The organism is Staphylococcus ratti, from assembly GCF_020883535.1.
GTDB lineage: Bacteria > Bacillota > Bacilli > Staphylococcales > Staphylococcaceae > Staphylococcus > Staphylococcus ratti.
This window is the reverse complement of record NZ_CP086654.1, coordinates 519015-538047: the sequence shown is the minus strand read 5'-3', so window position 1 is coordinate 538047 and position 19033 is coordinate 519015. Positions and strand designations below refer to the sequence as shown.

Annotated in this window: 20 protein-coding genes and 1 riboswitch; of the genes, 8 read left to right on the top strand and 12 right to left on the bottom strand. The window is 36.0% G+C overall.

The genetic code is table 11. From position 1 onward, the window contains the following. Positions 1–189 precede the first annotated feature (189 nt). A complete protein-coding gene (locus LN051_RS02305) occupies positions 190–1581 on the bottom strand; it encodes an amino acid permease (RefSeq protein WP_229293016.1) in 1392 nt (463 codons plus the stop codon). Positions 1582–1938: 357 nt separating this feature from the next. Here LN051_RS02305 and LN051_RS02300 point away from each other — a divergent pair, with 357 nt between their 5' ends. The 3 genes from LN051_RS02300 to LN051_RS02290 are packed head-to-tail and all read left to right on the top strand — an operon-like array spanning position 1939 to position 3347. Beyond that, a complete protein-coding gene (locus LN051_RS02300) occupies positions 1939–2769 on the top strand; it encodes a formate/nitrite transporter family protein (protein ID WP_229293015.1) in 831 nt (276 codons plus the stop codon). A 54-nt stretch (positions 2770–2823) separates the two neighbouring features. Further along, on the top strand, positions 2824–3162 hold the full coding sequence (locus LN051_RS02295; RefSeq protein ID WP_229293014.1) for a hypothetical protein: 339 nt from the start codon (positions 2824–2826) through the stop codon (positions 3160–3162). A gap of 2 nt (positions 3163–3164) precedes the next feature. Next, complete coding sequence (locus LN051_RS02290) at positions 3165–3347, top strand: hypothetical protein (RefSeq protein WP_229293013.1); 183 nt, start codon at positions 3165–3167, stop codon at positions 3345–3347. Between the two features lie 193 nt (positions 3348–3540). Here LN051_RS02290 and LN051_RS02285 read toward each other — a convergent pair whose 3' ends face one another. The 4 genes from LN051_RS02285 to LN051_RS02270 all read right to left on the bottom strand — a co-directional run bounded on the left by LN051_RS02285 (position 3541) and on the right by LN051_RS02270 (position 5835). Then, complete coding sequence (locus LN051_RS02285) at positions 3541–3717, bottom strand: hypothetical protein (RefSeq protein WP_229293012.1); 177 nt, start codon at positions 3715–3717, stop codon at positions 3541–3543. Beyond that, the gene (locus LN051_RS02280; protein ID WP_229293011.1) at positions 3714–4358 is read right to left on the bottom strand and encodes an HAD-IA family hydrolase; all 645 of its coding nucleotides are present in this window, start codon (positions 4356–4358) and stop codon (positions 3714–3716) included. The genes LN051_RS02285 and LN051_RS02280 overlap by 4 nt, the downstream gene beginning before the upstream one ends. 72 nt (positions 4359–4430) lie before the next feature. Continuing rightward, positions 4431–4700: a hypothetical protein gene (locus LN051_RS02275; protein ID WP_229293010.1), complete on the bottom strand. Its 270-nt coding sequence runs from the start codon at positions 4698–4700 to the stop codon at positions 4431–4433. Between the two features lie 211 nt (positions 4701–4911). Continuing rightward, entirely contained in the window at positions 4912–5835 is a 924-nt protein-coding gene (locus LN051_RS02270; protein WP_229293009.1) for a bile acid:sodium symporter family protein, read from the bottom strand. 179 nt (positions 5836–6014) lie between these two features. On the opposite strand from LN051_RS02270, the gene LN051_RS02265 reads away from it, so the two are divergent. Next, positions 6015–6548, top strand: a complete 534-nt coding sequence (locus tag LN051_RS02265) for a hypothetical protein (protein ID WP_229293008.1) — start codon at positions 6015–6017, stop codon at positions 6546–6548. A 151-nt stretch (positions 6549–6699) separates the two neighbouring features. On the opposite strand, the gene LN051_RS02260 is transcribed toward LN051_RS02265, so the two are convergent. The 5 genes from LN051_RS02260 to LN051_RS02240 all read right to left on the bottom strand — a co-directional run bounded on the left by LN051_RS02260 (position 6700) and on the right by LN051_RS02240 (position 13607). Further along, positions 6700–7197, bottom strand: a complete 498-nt coding sequence (locus LN051_RS02260) for an SRPBCC family protein (protein WP_229293601.1) — start codon at positions 7195–7197, stop codon at positions 6700–6702. A gap of 26 nt (positions 7198–7223) precedes the next feature. Beyond that, the gene (locus LN051_RS02255) at positions 7224–8534 is read right to left on the bottom strand and encodes a Na+/H+ antiporter NhaC family protein (protein WP_229293007.1); all 1311 of its coding nucleotides are present in this window, start codon (positions 8532–8534) and stop codon (positions 7224–7226) included. Positions 8535–8625: 91 nt separating this feature from the next. Further along, positions 8626–8722, bottom strand: a riboswitch (SAM riboswitch). Between the two features lie 647 nt (positions 8723–9369). Beyond that, complete coding sequence (hutI, locus tag LN051_RS02250; RefSeq protein ID WP_229293006.1) at positions 9370–10605, bottom strand: imidazolonepropionase; 1236 nt, start codon at positions 10603–10605, stop codon at positions 9370–9372. Further along, positions 10605–12272: a urocanate hydratase gene (gene hutU / locus LN051_RS02245; RefSeq protein WP_229293005.1), complete on the bottom strand. Its 1668-nt coding sequence runs from the start codon at positions 12270–12272 to the stop codon at positions 10605–10607. The genes hutI and hutU overlap by 1 nt, the downstream gene beginning before the upstream one ends. Positions 12273–12290: 18 nt before the next feature. Continuing rightward, on the bottom strand, positions 12291–13607 hold the full coding sequence (locus LN051_RS02240) for a YjiH family protein (RefSeq protein ID WP_229293004.1): 1317 nt from the start codon (positions 13605–13607) through the stop codon (positions 12291–12293). A 203-nt stretch (positions 13608–13810) separates the two neighbouring features. On the opposite strand from LN051_RS02240, the gene LN051_RS02235 reads away from it, so the two are divergent. Then, positions 13811–14689 (top strand): LysR family transcriptional regulator, encoded by an 879-nt coding sequence (locus LN051_RS02235; RefSeq protein ID WP_229293003.1) that lies wholly within the window; start codon positions 13811–13813, stop codon positions 14687–14689. Positions 14690–14774: 85 nt separating this feature from the next. Here LN051_RS02235 and hutG read toward each other — a convergent pair whose 3' ends face one another. Then, a complete protein-coding gene (hutG, locus tag LN051_RS02230; RefSeq protein WP_229293002.1) occupies positions 14775–15704 on the bottom strand; it encodes a formimidoylglutamase in 930 nt (309 codons plus the stop codon). A 275-nt stretch (positions 15705–15979) separates the two neighbouring features. Between hutG and sdpC the strand changes: the two genes are divergently transcribed. Beyond that, the gene (sdpC, locus tag LN051_RS02225; protein ID WP_229293001.1) at positions 15980–17005 is read left to right on the top strand and encodes a peptidoglycan release complex CPBP-like subunit SdpC; all 1026 of its coding nucleotides are present in this window, start codon (positions 15980–15982) and stop codon (positions 17003–17005) included. A gap of 43 nt (positions 17006–17048) precedes the next feature. On the opposite strand, the gene LN051_RS02220 is transcribed toward sdpC, so the two are convergent. After that, positions 17049–17741, bottom strand: coding sequence for a ribose 5-phosphate isomerase A (locus tag LN051_RS02220; RefSeq protein ID WP_229293000.1), 693 nt, complete (start codon positions 17739–17741; stop codon positions 17049–17051). 127 nt (positions 17742–17868) lie between these two features. Between LN051_RS02220 and LN051_RS02215 the strand changes: the two genes are divergently transcribed. After that, positions 17869–18519 carry an MOSC domain-containing protein gene (locus LN051_RS02215; RefSeq protein WP_229292999.1) on the top strand — a complete coding sequence of 217 codons (651 nt, stop codon included), beginning with the start codon at positions 17869–17871 and terminating at the stop codon, positions 18517–18519. Between the two features lie 31 nt (positions 18520–18550). After that, a complete protein-coding gene (locus LN051_RS02210) occupies positions 18551–19018 on the top strand; it encodes an SRPBCC family protein (protein ID WP_229292998.1) in 468 nt (155 codons plus the stop codon). Positions 19019–19033: the final 15 nt, after the last annotated feature.

Sequence of the window (19033 nt, the reverse complement as noted above, 5' to 3'; positions counted from 1 at the left end):
AACAAGAAAGCAGTTAGGATATCAATTAAACAAACGCTTTTTATTTATTTGAACACTAACGCTAAACGTAGAAAGTGCACTCAAAGGCTATAAACTCAATCTTAGACATAAAAAAACTGCCGACAAAACTTAGACGTTGTCGACAGTTTGAAGCGGCTGCATAAATGCAACCGCTTCTCTCATAGTCATTTATAATTTGAATTCTTCTTTGTTATGTTTATGATAACCTTTCATAAAGAAGAACAGTGCCATAAATCCTAAGAAGATAAAGCCAATAATTACTGAAACACGTGTTTCTACATTGATGATCATTCCCATAAGTACAAGTACTAAAAACGCGATGGTTAAGTAATTTGAGAATGGCGCAAATGGCATTTTAAATGGATGCGTTTTAACCTTTTCAGGGAATCTTTTCCTAAATTGAATATGACTAAATAAAATCATAAACCAAGGAATCATACCTGGTAAAATCGAAGCGCTGTAAACATATACAAAAATATTTTCAGCACCATCAATAAGTAAAGGCAATACAATGTTTAAAATAACGCCAATAAAAATACCCATAGATACCGCTAAAACAGTATAAAAAGGGACACCATTGCTCATGATTCGCGTAAAGATACGTGGTAAATGTCCGTTTTGCGCTAATGTAAAAATCATACGACTTGAACTGAAGATACCGGCATTACATCCTGACATAGCTGCAGTAATAACTACAAAGTTAATTAAACCAGCAGCAATCGTGATACCTACTTTCGCAAATGTAGCAACGAAAGGACTTCCAATATTTTGTAACTCATTCCATGGATATACCGTTACAATAACAAAAATGGCACCTAAGTAAAATATTAAAATACGCCAAATAACACCATTTACCGCACGTTTAATATTTTTTTGTGGATCTTTTGTTTCACCAGCTGTTATCCCGATTAATTCTACACCTTGATAAGAACCAATAACTATAGAAAGCGCAAAGAAGAATCCTAAAATCCCATTAGGTAAAAATCCACCATGTTCCCATAAATTGCTTAAACCAATTGGATTGCCTCCATTACCTAAACCGAAGAAAATAAGACCGAAACCAGCCACAATCATTAAGATAATTGTGACAACTTTGATTGTTGCAAACCAAAATTCAAACTCACCAAAGGTTTTAACGGAAACCGCGTTCGCTGCTGCTAAAATAACAACAACAATAACACCAGGAATCCATGTAGGCAGTTCTGGCCACCAAAACTTCATATATTCTCCAACAGCAATAACTTCCGACATCCCAACAACTATCCATTGGAAAATGTTCGCCCATGCAGTGACGTACCCGGCAACAGGATGTAAATAGTCTGTTGCATAGTTAGCAAATGAGCCCGTGGTAGGATACAGATAAACCATTTCCCCCATCGCACGCATTACTAAAAACAGAAAAATTCCGGCAATTAAGTAAGCGAAAATAACTGATGGACCTGTCCAGGCAATCGTACTTGATGCCCCCATAAATAGGCCAACGCCAATAGTCCCACCAAGCGCGATCATTTGAATTTGTCGCGAACTTAGCCCTCTGTGTAACTCTTGATTATCTTTCATGGTAACTCCCCATCTCCTTATATAATATAAGGGTTTTCTTATTTTTTTGTCATGACGCTATTATACTACAATTTTGAAATGTGAAAAGTGTATTTTTTATTTTAATGTAAGTGCTTTCATTAAGTATTTTTTCTTAATTTGTTTGAATCAACGGTTTGAAGTCCCCGCGCTTTTCTCCTTTAAAGCGATATGAAAACGCTTCAAACAATTATTATTCACTTGCACAATACTTTCAAACTACTATATTTTCGCTTCCCTTCCAAATCCTTTTTAAATGTTAAAATAATGTGAAGTTATTCACAAAACATACAATTACCTTTATACTAAACTTTATTACTTAATAAGGGAGTTGCAACTATGAATGATACAAATATCAAATGGGACAAAATTTTTTACGGACGCGCATGGATTGCAAATATCATAGACATTATACAAACTAAAGATATTTTGCAAAGCTTCTACTTTAAACGTTACTTACTACGTGCTATGATGGCTGGTTTTATTATTAGCATTATTACTGTATTTGTATTAATGGTAAAAACAACCTTTTCCCTTGATTGGGGACCTGGACTCGTAAATATGATAGGTGCCATTACTTTTAGTTTTGCTTTAGTGCTCATTTTATTTACAAATTCCGAATTATTAACAAGCAACTTTATGTATTTTACAGTAGGTTTATATTATAAATTAATTAAACCTTATCGTGTGTTAAATATATTCATGCTTTGTTTTATAGGCAATATTATTGGTGCTTGTGTCCTATTTGGTTTAATGCGTTTAAGTGATGTTTTGACACCTGACATGGTGACGATGTTAGATCAAACGATAGAAACTAAAATTCATACATATACATTTCAAAATATTCTTGTGCGTGCTATTTTCGCGAACTTCTTTATCAATATTACTTTAGTCATTGCGATGCAAATTGATGATGTCGTTGCTAAAATGTTTGTCATGATGTTTGGCGTTACGATATTTGCTTTCATGGGTTATGAACACGTCGTTTATAATAGCTGTTTGTTCGTAGCTGGACTCTTTTATGAAGTAGATCACCTCGCTTTATGGCCTGCATTAAAAAATATCGTCGCCTCATTTATCGGTAACTACATTGGCGGTGGTTTAATTATCGGCTTGTTTTATGCCTATTTAAATGATCATGGGCAGTTCAAAACACATCGCAACAAATAAGTGACCAAGTAAGCTATGTTATAATGAATACAAACTCAAAAAAGGAGTCTCCACATGGAAAAACGTCGATTAATACGTGGACTTGTCATCACTCTATTATTAAGTATTTTATTTTATGTTATGAATACATCGCACTACCAAGGCCAGTGGGAAGCTTTACTATGGCGTACGCTCCTATTCGCTATCGTGTTTTATGTACTTTATGTTTTAGTATTCAGTATTTTCAGTTCTGAAGAAAGAAAGCGCCAATACGGGACACCTTCTATTTTTGGAGTCATCGTTGGTTTGCTCATTGGTATATGGCTTGATATGCCTCTTGTGGGATTACTTCTCGGATTACTCTTCGCCTTAATAGTCGGTTATTTCATAGGATTCAATAAAAGGAGAAACTGATTATGTCAACACAAACATTAGGAATCATTATTATCGCTTTACTAATTTTAAGTTTTATTCCGAATGCTTATATGCTCTATAAAGCAAATAAAGAAGGGACGCCTTCTACTCGATTTAAGCTGATGGTCGGTGTCGATGCCATCTTACTTGTACTTGTTGTGGCAGCACTGATACTTCTAACTTAAACGAAGTGCTGAAGTGCTAACGAACATCACTTAATTAATGAGCCTTTTGCGTTATTTCAGTCTAGACAGCTACTGTGCTTTTTTACAGTTACCTTATCATTATAAAAGTGGGACGACGAAATCTATTTTATTTAGTCGTCCCACTCCTATAAACAACTCTAACTTATCTTAATCTACTTTAAATTTTACCTTGTTATAAAAAGTAATAAGCAAGTACTGCAGCAATAGCATACAAAACAAGCCCGATAAGACATGAAACAACATGAACACGCATTGGAATATGACGCTGAAATTTCGGTGCTAATACTAAATTTCCAAACACAATAATTAGCGGCGCAACGATAAAGAAAAGTATCATCTCTAAACTCATTTTGTCACACCATTAAAATAACGTTCAACGACACGAGTCAAGTCTATGTCTTTGTCTAATAAATTTAAAGATGAAAAATCACTGACTTCTGTCATAGGATTCGTATTTACAATGACATCTAAACCTGCAACACTAGCTGCAGTCGCACCGTTAACTGAATCTTCAATCGCTAAACAATGTGTCGGACTAAAATTTAACGCTTGTACAGCACTCAAATATAACTCTGGATCAGGCTTCACTGCTTCAACATCTTCTCTTCCCTTTATGACTTGAATAAATGATTTTATACCTAAATCAGACACAATGGGCTCGATGTCCGCTCGCGCACTACTCGTAGCAATCGCCATTGGAACATGACGTGCGTGAAGTTGTTCCATCAAACTTTGTACCCCTGGCCTTAATACTAGCTGTCCCGCACTTTCATGATGTACTTTATACATTTGCATAACCTTTGCTTCTCCAAATATTTGAACCAAATGTTCATGCAACGCAAGTGCGCGTCCACCTATATTTGATCTATAAAAATCTATAGAAATAGGCCTTTCGTTTGCCTCAATAAGATGTGTATTGATGATTTCATATAAATGTTGCTCAGTATCTATAATCGTTCCATCAAAATCAAAAATAACTGCTCGATACATCAAGATGCCTCCTCGATTGTCGTTTAAACCTAGTGTATCAAATATGGCCTTTGCATTCACTCAAATTCCCCACTACATCATCATTATGAAACAAGTTAAACCAATGACAATAATGGAAAACGGAAATGCTATTGTTTGAACTAAACGCATTTGTCCAGAAGTTAACGTTGCTTTCAACAACCATGTTTCAATCGTAAAGTTGAGTGCAGTTAATACAACCATGAGTACAACAAAGAGTGCTAAGCCGTTTTCAAACTGGTTTACAAATCCAAATGAGAGAATAACCATCGTTAAAAAGATTGTAAGCGTAATAAAATAATTATGAAATAGCTTAATCACCATTTTTTAATTCCTTTCAATGGCAACAGAAATCCTATTAATTTCATCATACTGCCTTTTATTCAAAAAATATTTTCGCACAACCTAAAACGAAAGTAAAGATGCACAAAAACATTTAACAGATATAAAAATGCACACTACTACATTCTAGCGCTTTTAAAAGTAATATCTTTTGAGCGCGTTGAAACCAGTTATTGATATAAACACATTTTCACTATTTTTCATCACGTGATGACCAAAACCGAGCGAGCGTTGGTCCTGATAAACAGTGAACAAAACTAAATACTGCACCAGGTACTGCAGCAAGTGGGTTAAAATGTACTGTTGCCAGTGATGCAGCTAAACTTGAATTTTGCATTCCCACTTCAATAGAGAGTGTTTTCTTATCTTTATAATTCAGCTTGAAAAGATGTGCTAAAACATATCCAATTAAATAACCGAACAAGTTATGCAAAATTACAACAACAAAAATAAGCAACCCTGTCTCAATAATTAGTGCTTTACTATTTGCTACCACTGTCCCTAAAATAATAGAAATAGCCAGAACAGATACTAATGGCAAAATATCATCTGCCTTAGTCGCAGCTTTATAAAATACGCGTTGCACAATTAATCCTATCACAATAGGAATTAAAACGACTTTAGCTACTGATCCAAACATACTCGAAAAAGACACATTCATCCATTCGTGGGCCATTAAAAACATTAATGTTGGAGTCACAATAGGTGAAAGTAACGTCGAAACCGATGTGACTGCCACGGACAAAGCAACATTAGCTTTAGCCAAATAACTAATCACGTTGCTAGACGTTCCACCGGGGCAACACCCTACTAATAAAACACCAATTGCCACTTCTGGAGGTAATTGAAATGTTTTTACAATTAACCAAGCTAATAACGGCATAATCGTATATTGCAATAGTACACCGATAATCACTGGCTTAGGAGATTTAAAAACAATTTTAAAATCATCCAAACGAATCGATAACCCCATACCTAGCATTACAACACCAAGAAGATACGGAATCCATGGTGTCATAGCCGAAAAAGCACTCGGCACTAAAAATCCAATCACACTTGCAATTAACATCCATAGTAAAAATGTTTTAGATGCAAATTGTCCTACTTGTCTCAACATCGCTGTCACCTCATAGTTATTATAATATTCAGAATATTAACATAACTAATCATCGTTGACAACACTATTTACAAATAAAAATCATTTCTCACTTCGTAGATTTACGTCGATAGTCCTACTGATTTTTATAAAATAGAGTGGTACAATGAACGTAATAAATTATAGCTAAAAGAGGAATCATGATGCTTATTGATAAGTTAGAGTTCTATTCTATTCAAATTGCAGAATTACAACGCCGAAAAATACGACATCAATTAAGTCAGTTGCTTAAAAATGTCAACTTCCCTTCCCCAATACATCACGAATTTTACAAAAACCAAAACGCCTATCTGTTACGTGTGCATATGCAAAAGCAAGCACTACCCTACTTGCTTAGTTTCTTAAGTTTCCATCACTATACAATCTATCAAGTCATCCGAACAAAATCTGAAGCTGAATTACTTCCTATAGAACAATTGAAAAATATTGAACGTCGTTATGACTATTATATTGACGGTTTAACCGACCCATTTATTAAAGATAAGGTTATTGAAGTACTTCATCAAGCACCACAATTTCAGCTCAAGTATACGATACGCAAAAACTTATTAACACTTACGTCTACAGTTGAAGAAGCTAGCAATATTTTAAGCCTCTTAGCACGACATCACATTGATATTTGTCAAGTTTACTCACCTTCTCAACCTCAAGCCCACATGATACGCATTTCATAAAAAAGAAGAGACAAAAACATAATAAGTGATTCATCTGGACAATCAATACTATGCACCCAAAGCAACAGCTTGCCCCAATTTCATTTTGAACTATAACAATAAAAGACTAGAGTGACACACGTCTAATATCTACGTGCGCCCTCTAGTCTTTTTAGTGATTTGAGTCTGTTGATTGTGCTTCTATATAATTTTGCATTGCATCAAAAATATTTTCAAAGCCATGAACAACCTTGTCATGGTATTCTTTCTTTTTTTGTTTATATTCCAATTGAGATAGACGTCGTTCTTTAGGCACTTCACTCTTATAAAAGAACGTCATTTGCGTAATCCCTGGACTGCGTTCTTCAAAAAACACTTCGATATCATCTTGTTTTTCACTTACATCCGGCATTTGAATCGTTAAACCAATTTCTAGACCTGAAACAAGTTTATTATAAATTCCTTTAACACGTACCCTCTTATCTTGACGTTGATCTATAATTTCATAATGTCCGCCTTCGACAGCTTCATTATGCACACTTGTATTTGTTCTTGAAGTTGTCATAAACCAATGACGTAGCATTTCCGGATCTATCCATGCTTGATAAGCAAACGCTGGTGTCGTTTTAAGTAAACGTACGATTTTTACTTCGACCCATTCATTTTGCATGTTTTTCACAGTGTTTCTCCTCACTTTTAAGCTTCATTCTTTTTACTTTTCAAACGTGGCAAGTTAAATAGGATTGCAATAATTCCACAAATAGCAAGCATTACTGGGTAAATCGAATAAGGTACTAACATTACTGGTGATATACCTGCAACACCTGCCGCTGCAATAAGTTGCGGACTGTAAGGAATAAAACCTTGCCAAGCACTTCCAAAAATATCTAAAATACTCGCTGACTTACGACGATCTATCTGATACTCATCCGCGATATCTTTCGCAAGAGGTCCTGACATAATAATAGAAATCGTATTGTTCGCTGTAGAAATATCAGCAACACTTACCAAGCTAGCGATGCCAAATTCAGCACCTCGTCGTGATTTGATTTTGCTTTTAATTTTGTACAACAACCAATGAATTCCGCCATGGTGCTCAACCAACCCGATCATACCACCGATAAGCAATGCAATTATCGCAATATCTTCCATACCCACGATACCTTCTGATGTAGCTTTTAAAAAGCCTGCTAAATCAAACGAATGATCAATAAGTCCAATGATTCCTGATAATAGTATTCCCCCGAGCAAGACAATAACAACATTAATTCCTAGTACAGCTAATATAAGTACAAACAAATATGGAATAATTTTAATGAAATCATAATCATAGTTTTGACCATGATTAATATGGCTACCATGTGTTAGTGCCCATAATATTATAATCGTAATTAGCGCACCTGGAAGAACGATACGGAAATTCACTTTAAACTTGTCTGCCATTTGCGTACGCTGTGTTCTTACAGCTGCGATGGTTGTATCAGAAATCATAGATAGGTTGTCACCAAACATTGCACCGCCAACTACTGTTGCCATAGCGAGTGCGACTGGAATATCTGTTGCCTGACTCAAACCAAAGCCCACTGGCGCAATTGCTGCCACTGTACCAACAGATGTCCCCATCGATATAGAAACAAACATACATATGATAAATAAACCGACAACAAGTAGATTTTGTGGGATTAAAGAAAGTCCAAAGTTAACAATGGATTCCACGCCTCCCATTTGTTCTGCTGTTTTTGAGAATGCACCTGCCAATAAGAAAATAAACATCATTAATATAATGTTTGAGTGTCCTGCGCGCTTCGCAAAAATCTCTACTTTATGCGTAAATTTTTCTTTTCTATTCATTACTAACGCAATAATTACACCGACAATTGCAGCGACATTTAATGGCATAAATGTAAAGTCTTTCGTAATTATTCCTGCACCTAAAAAGATACAAATAAATACAATTAAAGGTAATAAAGCCCATCCATTAGCCTTATCTTTGATTTCTTTAGACATTGCAATCTCCTTACCAAAAATTTAAGGTCAAACACTAATAGTGTAACATGCGCATGAACACTATTAGGCTTGACCTGATTGATTTTCGAGTTTCTTATCTTCAGCCATACAGCTTCTGGAATTGGCACACGCATGATCATGTTGCCGAAGTATCACAGGGCCAGTCCCTCCACTTCTCTTGATATGAAATATTTAATTTTACTGTTAAACTTTACATGAAAATATGAGATACGTCAATCCTCAATGATTAAGGGAGCAGGACAGAAATCTATTGATTTCGTCGTCCTGCCCCCACAAGGATGTCTAGGATTGAAGAAAGCTTGCAAAGCGCATCTTCAATTCAGACAGCTACTGGGCTTTTTTCTTTAATGCACATTTTTGATGCAGGACAGAAATCTATTGATTTCGTCGTCCTGCCCCCACAAGGATGTCTAGGATTGAAGAAAGCTTGCAAAGCGCATCTTCAATTCAGACAGCTACTGGGCTTTTTTCTTTAATGCACATTTTTGATGCAGGACAGAAATCTATTTGATTTCGTCGTCCTGCCCCCACAAGGCTGACTAGATTTGAAGGAAGCTTGTAAAGCGCACCTTCAATTCAGACAGCTACTGTACTCTTTAACTTTATTGCTCTTTTTATCATGCAGGACAGAAATCTATTGATTTCGTCGTCCTGCCCCCACAAGGCTGACTAGATTTGAAGGAAGCTTGTAAAGCGCACCTTCAATTCAGACAGCTACTGTACTCTTTAACTTTATTGCTCTTTTTTGATGCAGGACAGAAATCTATTGATTTCGTTGTCCTGCCCCCACAAGGCTGACTAGATTTGAAGGAAGCTATTGAAGTGCCAAGTCACGATTCACAATGACTTTACCAGCTTGAATGACTTTTTCCACATGATTAATACCATAATGATACGGAATGTATTCATGGTTCGGCGCATGCCAAATGACAATATTCGCTTTGTCTCCTTCATTGATTGTTCCTGCATCCACATTGATTGCTTTAGCTGCATTAACTGTGACCGCGTTCCAAATTTCATTTGGTGATAATTTTAATTTGAGTGCAGCTATTGCCATAACCATTTGTAAGTTATTCGTTACACAACTTCCAGGGTTAAAGTCTGTTGCAACCGCAATTGCACCGTTGTTATCTAACATACCGCGCGCATCCGCATAATCATTTTTATCTAAATAGAAAGTCGTTCCAGGTAATAGTACCGCTACTGTATCTGTATCTTTTAATTTTTCTTTATCTTCATTACTTGAAGCGACAAGGTGATCTGCTGAAATCGCTTGTTCATCAATTGCTAAGCCTAATCCGCCTAATGGATCGATTTCATCAGCATGAATTTTCACTTGGAAACCTTGTGCTTTCGCCGCTTCCATATAACGTTTAGATTCTTCGATTGTAAACACTCCTGTTTCGCAGAAGATATCTGCAAAATCAGCGTATGCTTTCACTTCTGGTAATAATTCAATCATTTCTTCTAAGAACGCTTCATTCGACTTAGCTTCTTTAGGTACAGCATGTGGCCCAAGAAAAGTATGACGCATATCTAAGTTATACTTTTCTTGTAAGCGGCGTGATACTTTTAATTGTTTGAGTTCATTTTCTTTATCTAAACCATAACCACTCTTACTTTCAAGTGCTAATACACCGTGGTGAATCATCGTTAATAAGTCATGTTCTGCTTTTTTAAAAAGCTCATCTTCACTCGTTTGACGCGTCGCCTTTACAGTTGAAAGTATACCACCGCCTTGTTCAAGAATATCTAAGTATGACATTCCTTGGCGTTTTAAAGACATTTCATGTTCACGTGAACCACCATGAACGAGATGCGTATGTGCATCCACTAAAGCTGGTGATACTACTTTTCCTGAAGCATCAATAATTTCTTGCGCTTCATATGCATCAGTATAAGGTCCAGAATAAACAATTTTTCCGTCTTTAATGACAACTGTCCCATTTTTAACAATCTTTAATTCATCTAATTCTACACCTTTTAAAGGACGTTCTGTCGATTTCGGTAAAATTAATTCTTCAATATTTTGGATTATTAAATCATTCATTATTTTTCATCACCTTTACCTTTTAGCATTGGAATATTGACGCCTTTATTTTTTGCTGTTTCTATTGCAATGTCATAGCCTGCATCAACATGTCGCACTACACCCATACCCGGATCTGTCGTTAATACACGTTTTAAACGGCGTTCAGCACGCTCTGTACCATCAGCTACAACTACCATACCCGCGTGTAAAGAGTAACCCATACCTACGCCACCACCGTGATGTACAGAAATCCATGAGCCACCAGCTGCTGTATTGACTAATGCATTTAAAATCGCCCAGTCTCCTACAGCATCAGAACCATCTTTCATCGCTTCTGTTTCTCGGTTTGGCGATGCAACAGAACCTGAATCTAAATGGTCACGTCCAATAACGATAGGTGCTGAAATTTCACCTTTACGTACTAAATCGTTTAAAGCTACTCCCATTTTTGCACGTTCTCCATAACCTAACCACGCAATACGTGACGGTAAACCTTGGAAGGCAATTTTTTCGCTCGCCATATCAAGCCAGCGCATTAATTTTTTATCTTCCTGGAATAGTTCACGCATTAATTGGTCCGCGCGCTCAATATCTTTTGGATCACCCGATAATGCTGCAAAGCGGAAAGGTCCTTTACCTTCACAGAAAAGTGGACGAATGTACGCCGGTACAAATCCTGGGAAGCTAAAAGCATCTTCTAACCCTTCATCAAAAGCAACTTGTCTAATATTGTTACCATAGTCAAACGCAATCGCGCCTTTTTCTTGAAACTTTAACATCGCATCAACATGTTTTTTCATAGATGCTGAGGATAATTTGACGTATTGTTCAGGATCTGACTCTCTTAATTTTGTTGCTTCTTCTAGTGTGTAGCCTTCTGGTACATAGCCGTTTAATGGGTCATGCGCTGATGTTTGATCCGTAATAATATCAATTTTAAAATCACGTCTTAAAATTTCATGATGGATTTCAGCGGCGTTACCTACTAAACCAATAGATAATGCTTCCCCTTTATTTTTTGCCGCTTCTGCTTTTTCTAATGCTTCATCTAATGAATGTGTAAGAATGTCACAATAACGCGTATCAATACGTTTTTGAATTCTTGATTCATCTACATCTACGCCAATCACGACACCTTCATTCATCGTTACAGCTAACGGTTGTGCGCCTCCCATACCGCCAAGTCCTGCTGTTAATGTAATTGTCCCTTTTAAAGAACCATTAAAGTATTGGTTAGCACATTCTGCAAAGGTTTCATAAGTACCTTGTACAATACCTTGTGATCCTATATAAATCCAGCTTCCAGCGGTCATTTGACCATACATCATTAATCCTTTTTTATCTAATTCATGAAAATGTTCCCAATTAGCCCATTTTGGTACTAAAACAGAATTCGATAATAACACACGTGGCGCTTCTTCATGTGTTTTAAATACCGCAACAGGTTTCCCAGATTGTACTAACATCGTTTCATCTTTTTCTAATTGGCGTAATGTCTCCACAATGGCATCAAATGCTTCCCAATTTCGTGCTGCTTTACCAATCCCACCATAAACAACCAATTTATCTGGGTGTTCTGCCACTTCAGGATCTAAATTATTGTATAGCATCCGTAAAACTGCTTCTTGCTCCCACCCTTTACACTCAATATCAAGTCCTTTTTTTGCTTTGATTTCTCTAGCCATAATCCATCTCTCCTTTGATTAAAATATAAGTAAACTAATAGGAATCGTAATAAGTAATGTTAAAGTGACACGAATGAACCAAATCACAATTAATTTCCAAATTGGTATTTTTATATCCGTTGCTAAAATACATGGCACAAGTGCAGAAAAGAAAATAATCGCCGACACACTTGTAATCGCAACGACAAATTTCACTTCCAGTGTAGCTTTAGCAACGAGTAAGGAAGGTAAAAACATTTCAATAATTGAAATTGCCGAAGCTTTAGCCAACAGCGCCTGATCTTGAATTGGAAAGAGCATCACAATCGGATAAAAAATGTAACTCAACCAATCAATCACCGGCGTAAAGTTCGCAAGCAATAACCCTAAAAAGCCGATAGACAAAATAGACGGTAAAATCGCTATAGTCATTTCTAGCCCATCACGTACATTCACCCAAATATTTTTGGGTAACGGCAAAGATTGATGAGACTGTGCTTTAGCTGCATTCCATGCCGCTCTGATGCGACTTCCTGTCACCTCGATTTCCTTTTCGCCTTCTTGCCCTTCATAATAGGCTTCACTCTCTTTGGAAATAGGTGGTAAGTGTGCAGAAATCGCTGTCACAATAAATGTAATGATTAAGCATAACCAAAAATATAAATTCCAATAGGCCATTAAGTCTAACGTTCTTGCTACAATGACCATAAATGTCGCTGAAACCGTTGAAAAACCTGTTGCAATAATGACAGCTTCTTTTTTGTTATACATACCGTTTTTGTACACTCGATTTGTAATCAGTAGCCCTAACGAGTAACTCCCTACAAAAGATGCCACCGCATCTACTGCTGATTTTCCAGGTGTTTTAAAAATCGGCCTCATAACCGGTTGCATCAAAACGCCTATAAATTCTAATAACCCATAACCTACGAGTAGCGACAAAGCCACCGCTCCTATTGGAATAAGTACACTTAAAGGTAGCATCAGCTTTTCGAATAAAAAGGGGCCATAATCAGGTTGAAACAAAATCGATGGTCCTATTTTAAATACATACATGACACCAATGATTGCACCAAGTAGTTTAAAAATGACGATTACTGCTTCTGTTAGTGACTGTTGAAAATCTTTTCGAACGATTGGCAGTATCGCCCCCATCGATATCATGATAAGTGCAGCATACGGCATTAAATCTCCCAATAATGCACGAACCCCTAAATGTACATGATCTACTAAAATTGTACGCGAACCATTGATGGTCATAGGGACAAAAAAGCAAATAATCCCAATCACACTAAACACCCAAAATCGCCACATATTTCGCCCTTGAACCTTATTCAGTTGTTTAGACTGATTCATCTGTCATCCCCCTTTGTTTTGACATAGGAAATATCATGCTCAACATCCCCTTTTTAAACATGTCCATTTCTCCCATATGTCATTGATGATCCAAATCAGTTATAAGCTTGTCACTACTTTTATTGTATTATGGTAAGATATTAATGACTAATATAAATAAACTAATCATTAATAGATTTAGACTATAACTAAGAGGTGAAGCTATGAAAATTTTACAGTTAGAATATTTTATTGAAATCGTCAACCAAAATAGTTTTACTAAAGCTGCGCGTACTTTACACATAAGTCAACCTTCGCTCACTGCTACAATTAAAAAAATGGAAGCGCAACTCGGTTACCCTTTACTCAAACGCACTACAAAAGACATTTCTATTACTGAAAAAGGAATTCAATTTTATAAACATGCAAAAACATTAGTGCATCAATACCATCAAACTATGGAGCAACTGTATGATTTGAAATTAAGTCAAACGCCCAAAATTAAATTATCTATTATTGAATCTACAGCGCATTGGATTTCAACGGTCATAAAAGCGCATAATTTAGAAAATCCAGACCAACATTACCAAATTACCGAAATATTAGATTTAAATACCCTGACGCAAAAGTTACTTGATTTTGAAATTCATTTTGGTATTTCTAACGATAAAATTAAACATGAAGGTATTACATCTATACCGCTTTATAATGAAGATTATGTCGTCCTTACACCAAAAGACGAATATCAAAACCACACCTCAGTCTCAATTAAACATTTACCGTTGATTGTTCCTATTAAGCCTTATCAAGTTCGTATGCATATTGATGATTATTTCACGCACTTACAAGCACGACCTAACATCGTGATGGAAGTTGAACGTTTTGAAGTGGCAACAAACTTTGTTCACCAACGGATGGGCTATGCTGTTATTCCTAGAATTTACTATCAATCCTTTAAAACAAATCATCTCAATGCCATTCAAATTCGTCCGAAAATAGAACGTACGATCTACATTAATTTTGCTAAAAAAAGACAATTTTCACCTCAAATGACAGCACTTCTAGACCAAATCCAACATTTTTGGCGCTTCAAAAAACATTAAAAACATAGGGCACGTTACCTAAACCTTACTGATTCCAAGGTTCAATAACATGCCCTATTTTTTAAATTTATAAATGTTTCGTAGTTTAGTAGTGTATAAAATGCGACAAAAATTGACCTATTAACTTTGCGGTACGTTGGTCAATATCATATTTAGGGTTCATTTCTGCGATACTTACAGAAGTGACATTTTCAAATTGCATAATGCGTTTTGCTAGAGATAGCACACAATGCGGCGTTAGTCCAAGTACGGCACTTGCACTCACACCTGGTGCATAAGCACTATCAATCACATCCATACAAATTGTAAATAAAATAACGTCATGATCATGAATAAAACGTTCAATTTTATCTTTCACTTGTGGATCAATATAATCAATGATTTCATCTGCAAGGACATATTGCGTATCGGTTTGTTCAGCATATTCAAATAAACTTGGCGTATTACTCGGGCGTTGAATACCAATAACAAAATAATCTAGATTTGAATCTTGTTCTAACATTTGACGAAAACTTGTACCCGAGGTAGATTCTGACTCCTGACGATTATCAAAATGCGCATCAATATTAATCACGCCAATAGACTGATTAGGATTTGCGGCGCGTACGCCCAAATATTGAGCATACGCAATATCATGACCGCCACCTAATAAAAATGTCCGTTTATGATTTTCCAGTAAGCGTTGCACGTACTTTCCAAAAGTTTTTTGGGAATCGATGAGTTTATCCTCACTATGTTCGAGATTCCCGTAATCGACAATGGGGGTGTCTGTTGCTGCTGGCAAGCCCGCAAATACTTTTTTAATCGCATCTGGACCTTCTTTTGCACCTACACGTCCTTTATTCAATTCCACCCCTTTGTCTATCGCATAGCCTAAGAGCGCCACACCATCAGTTTGAGGTTGTATATCGTTAATATCTCGAAACTGTACAATTTGAAAATGGCGAAATGCTTGTCGATCCGTTTGGCTATCTAGTCTTCCTGTCCATAAATGTGCTTTAGGTTGTTGATACATTAAAATGAATCCCCCTTCATTCTTTACAACATTTGATAGATTACACACCATTATTATACCCTTAATAAATCACGAAAAAAACGCTTACATCCGTTTACTTTTATTACAATTAGATGATAAATTTCTTGCATCAATTTATTTATTGTAAATATACCGTTATAATGTAACCTAGATTCTTATGACAAATGAGATGTGAAGGTCCAATTTCAATAGATATGGCACATTTCATGATAAAATATGAACAATTCGCGCACCCTAAATATGGAGGATTGAATATGAACCATTCGCGTATATCCGGTTTTCAATGGGCAATGACAACTTTCATTTTCTTTGTTATCGCATATGCTAGCCCAGTGATTTTACGAGATTTCCAACAAGCGTCGGGCTTTAAAAATTTCGTTTTTTCTTTAAATAGCTTAGGCCCATTTATTGCCGCAATCGTTTGTTTACTCATTTTCAAACATAAAAAAGAACAACTTGAAGGATTTAAATTAGGTATTAATTTAAAGGTGATTGAACGCCTGTTACTTGCTTTAATCATACCTTTTGTTATTTTCACCATCGGAATGTACAGTTTTAATACCTTTGCTAATAGTTTTATTTTATTACAAGCTAAAGATTTATCAGAGACGATCTGGACGATTCTAATTGGTCATCTTTTTATGGCCTTTTTCATTGAGTTTGGTTTTCGTGCTTATTTACTTAATATTGTTGAACGACGCTTACCATTTTTATTTGCAAATATCGGCGTCAGTTTACTTTATTTGATATGGGATGTAAACACTGCATTTGGAATGCCTTATACGATGTATAGTGCCATTTATGTCTTCTCATTCTCAATGATCGCAGGTGAACTTGTAAGAGGGACTGGTGGACGTGCCATTTATATTGCAACGCTTTTCCATGCATTTATGTCATTTGCTAAAGTCTTTTTCTTTAGTGAAGAAATTGGTGACGTATTTTCAATGCAAGTACTTGCGTATGCCACTGCTGCTATCGCACTTGTAGTCGTTATTGTAAGTTTAATTAAACGTCTTCTCTCGCCGCGTCATAAAGGCGACGATGATGATACGCCTATCTTAAATGACCAATCACTTGAACAAGAAATCGAAGAAGCTGATGCTAATGCTAATACGGAAACGCATCATCATGCAGATTCAAAAGAAGCGCCGCATCACACACCAGAGGAGAAACGCCCTCATCAAGAAGAATCCGTTTCTCAAGAAACACGCGCGCGAGCAATTGTTCATGATGAAGAACCACAAACATTTAATACACGCCGCAACCGTTTACGAAGATAAAAAAATAAAAACTTGATGCAGCTTAACCGCATCAAGTTTTTATTTATGTTGATGGTTTTGTTAATATTTTTACGCCTGACTCTGTTCCTACAATCGCTTCATCAGCGATATCTAAAAAATAACCCGTTTCTAAAACACCTGTTAAGTGAATTAAAAATTCGTGAAATTCATATGGCTCAATTTGGGAAGACATACTTACGTCTAAAATGTAATTGCCATTATCCGTAATAAATGGTGTGTCTTCAACCATACGTCGATACGTTTGAACAGGGTAAGCCGCTTCTATTTGCTTGCCGATTTGATACCAATTGAACTGATCCACCTCTACCGGCAGTTTAAATGTTTCTCCTAAATATGAAACACACTTAGTTTGATCAGCGATGACTACGAAGCGGTCTGCAAAAGCATCAATCACTTTTTCTCGAAATAATGCACCGCCGCCGCCTTTTATCAAATTCAAATTTGTATCAATTTCATCAGCACCGTCAATCGCTAAATCGATTTTTTCTACGTCATTAATATCTAAGATTGGAATATTCAATACTTTGGCTTGATACGCAGTTTTTTCCGATGTGCATACGCCTTTCAAATCATAGCCTTTCTCCATTAATTTCGCAATTTCAGGAATCAATAATTCAATTGTACTCCCAGTTCCAATACCTAAGATCATGCCATCTTCAATTCGTTCCACTGCATCTTTAAGTGTCATTAATTTAAGTTGTTTTGTGTCCATCATTTGACGACCCCTTCTACGCTTAATCCTTTATCTTTATTTTACATAAAACTCATCAAATTGCCATCCTCTACAAGACGTTTTAAAATTTTTCATATACAATAAAAGAAAAACATACGGGAGGGGCTCTATGGAATATACGATAAAAGCCATTTGTTCTGGAAAAATTGAAACGTTAAACTATTATGGTAAATCGATGAAAAGTGCCATGAATAAACGACCACTTGAAAAAACAACATGGCTTTCTAAAGTAGGCTTTGAAGATGATGAACAAGAATACCATGGACATGGTGGACCAGATCAAGCTATTTGCCTATATAGCACCCAAAATTATACATTGTGGGAAGATGTCATTTCGCCTATTCCTGACTATGCATTTTTTGGTGAAAATATTACTGTCGATGGGATCGATGAAACTGAATTACTTTTCGGCAATCAATATCAACTCGGTGAGGCTATCATTGAAGTGTCTGAAATACGTGAACCTTGTTATAAACTCCAACAAAAATACAATTACAATGGCATTATGAAACGTATGATGGAAACAGGTAAAAGCGGTTGTTATTTTAGAGTTATTCAAGAAGGCGATGTGCATCCAGATAGTCACCTCAAACTTATAAAAACAGCACCTTCATCTACACAATTATCCGTTCAAGAATTAAATGATTTGTATTATAACGATCAAAAAAATAAAGACAGATTAACCTATGCTATACAAAACCCATTCATTACCGAGCGTAGACGCAAAAAGCTAGAAAAACTTTTATCACGTTGCTCATAAACCAACACACACTTTACAGAGGAGGGATAATTTGAAAATTCATTATTCGAAAGATAAAAAATATGTCTATCAAACACTAACACATACGATAAACACCGATGTAAAGACTCTATTCCATGCTTTAAGTACAACTGAAGGCATTCAACAATGGTTTCCAGAATTATATTTTGAAAATCACACTTTATATTTTAAAATGGCAGAACAACAAACCATTCCTATGGCTATTTTAGCGTATGAAGAAAATGCACAATTACAATTCGAATGGGCAACAGGCACTATTCGCTTCACTTTGACCCCCATAAATACAAATCAAACCACTGTTGAATTGTATGAGATCCTACCCTATGATTTTGAAAATATTGCGATGGATTTTGCAGGTTGGCAGTTCCAAATACTTAATTTAACAAAACGGCTTGAAACAGGAGAGGGATTAAATCGTCAACAATTTGACTTCAAACATCACGCCTCAAAAGTCACACAAGCTTTAAATCTTCACTAAACATTAAAAAACCAA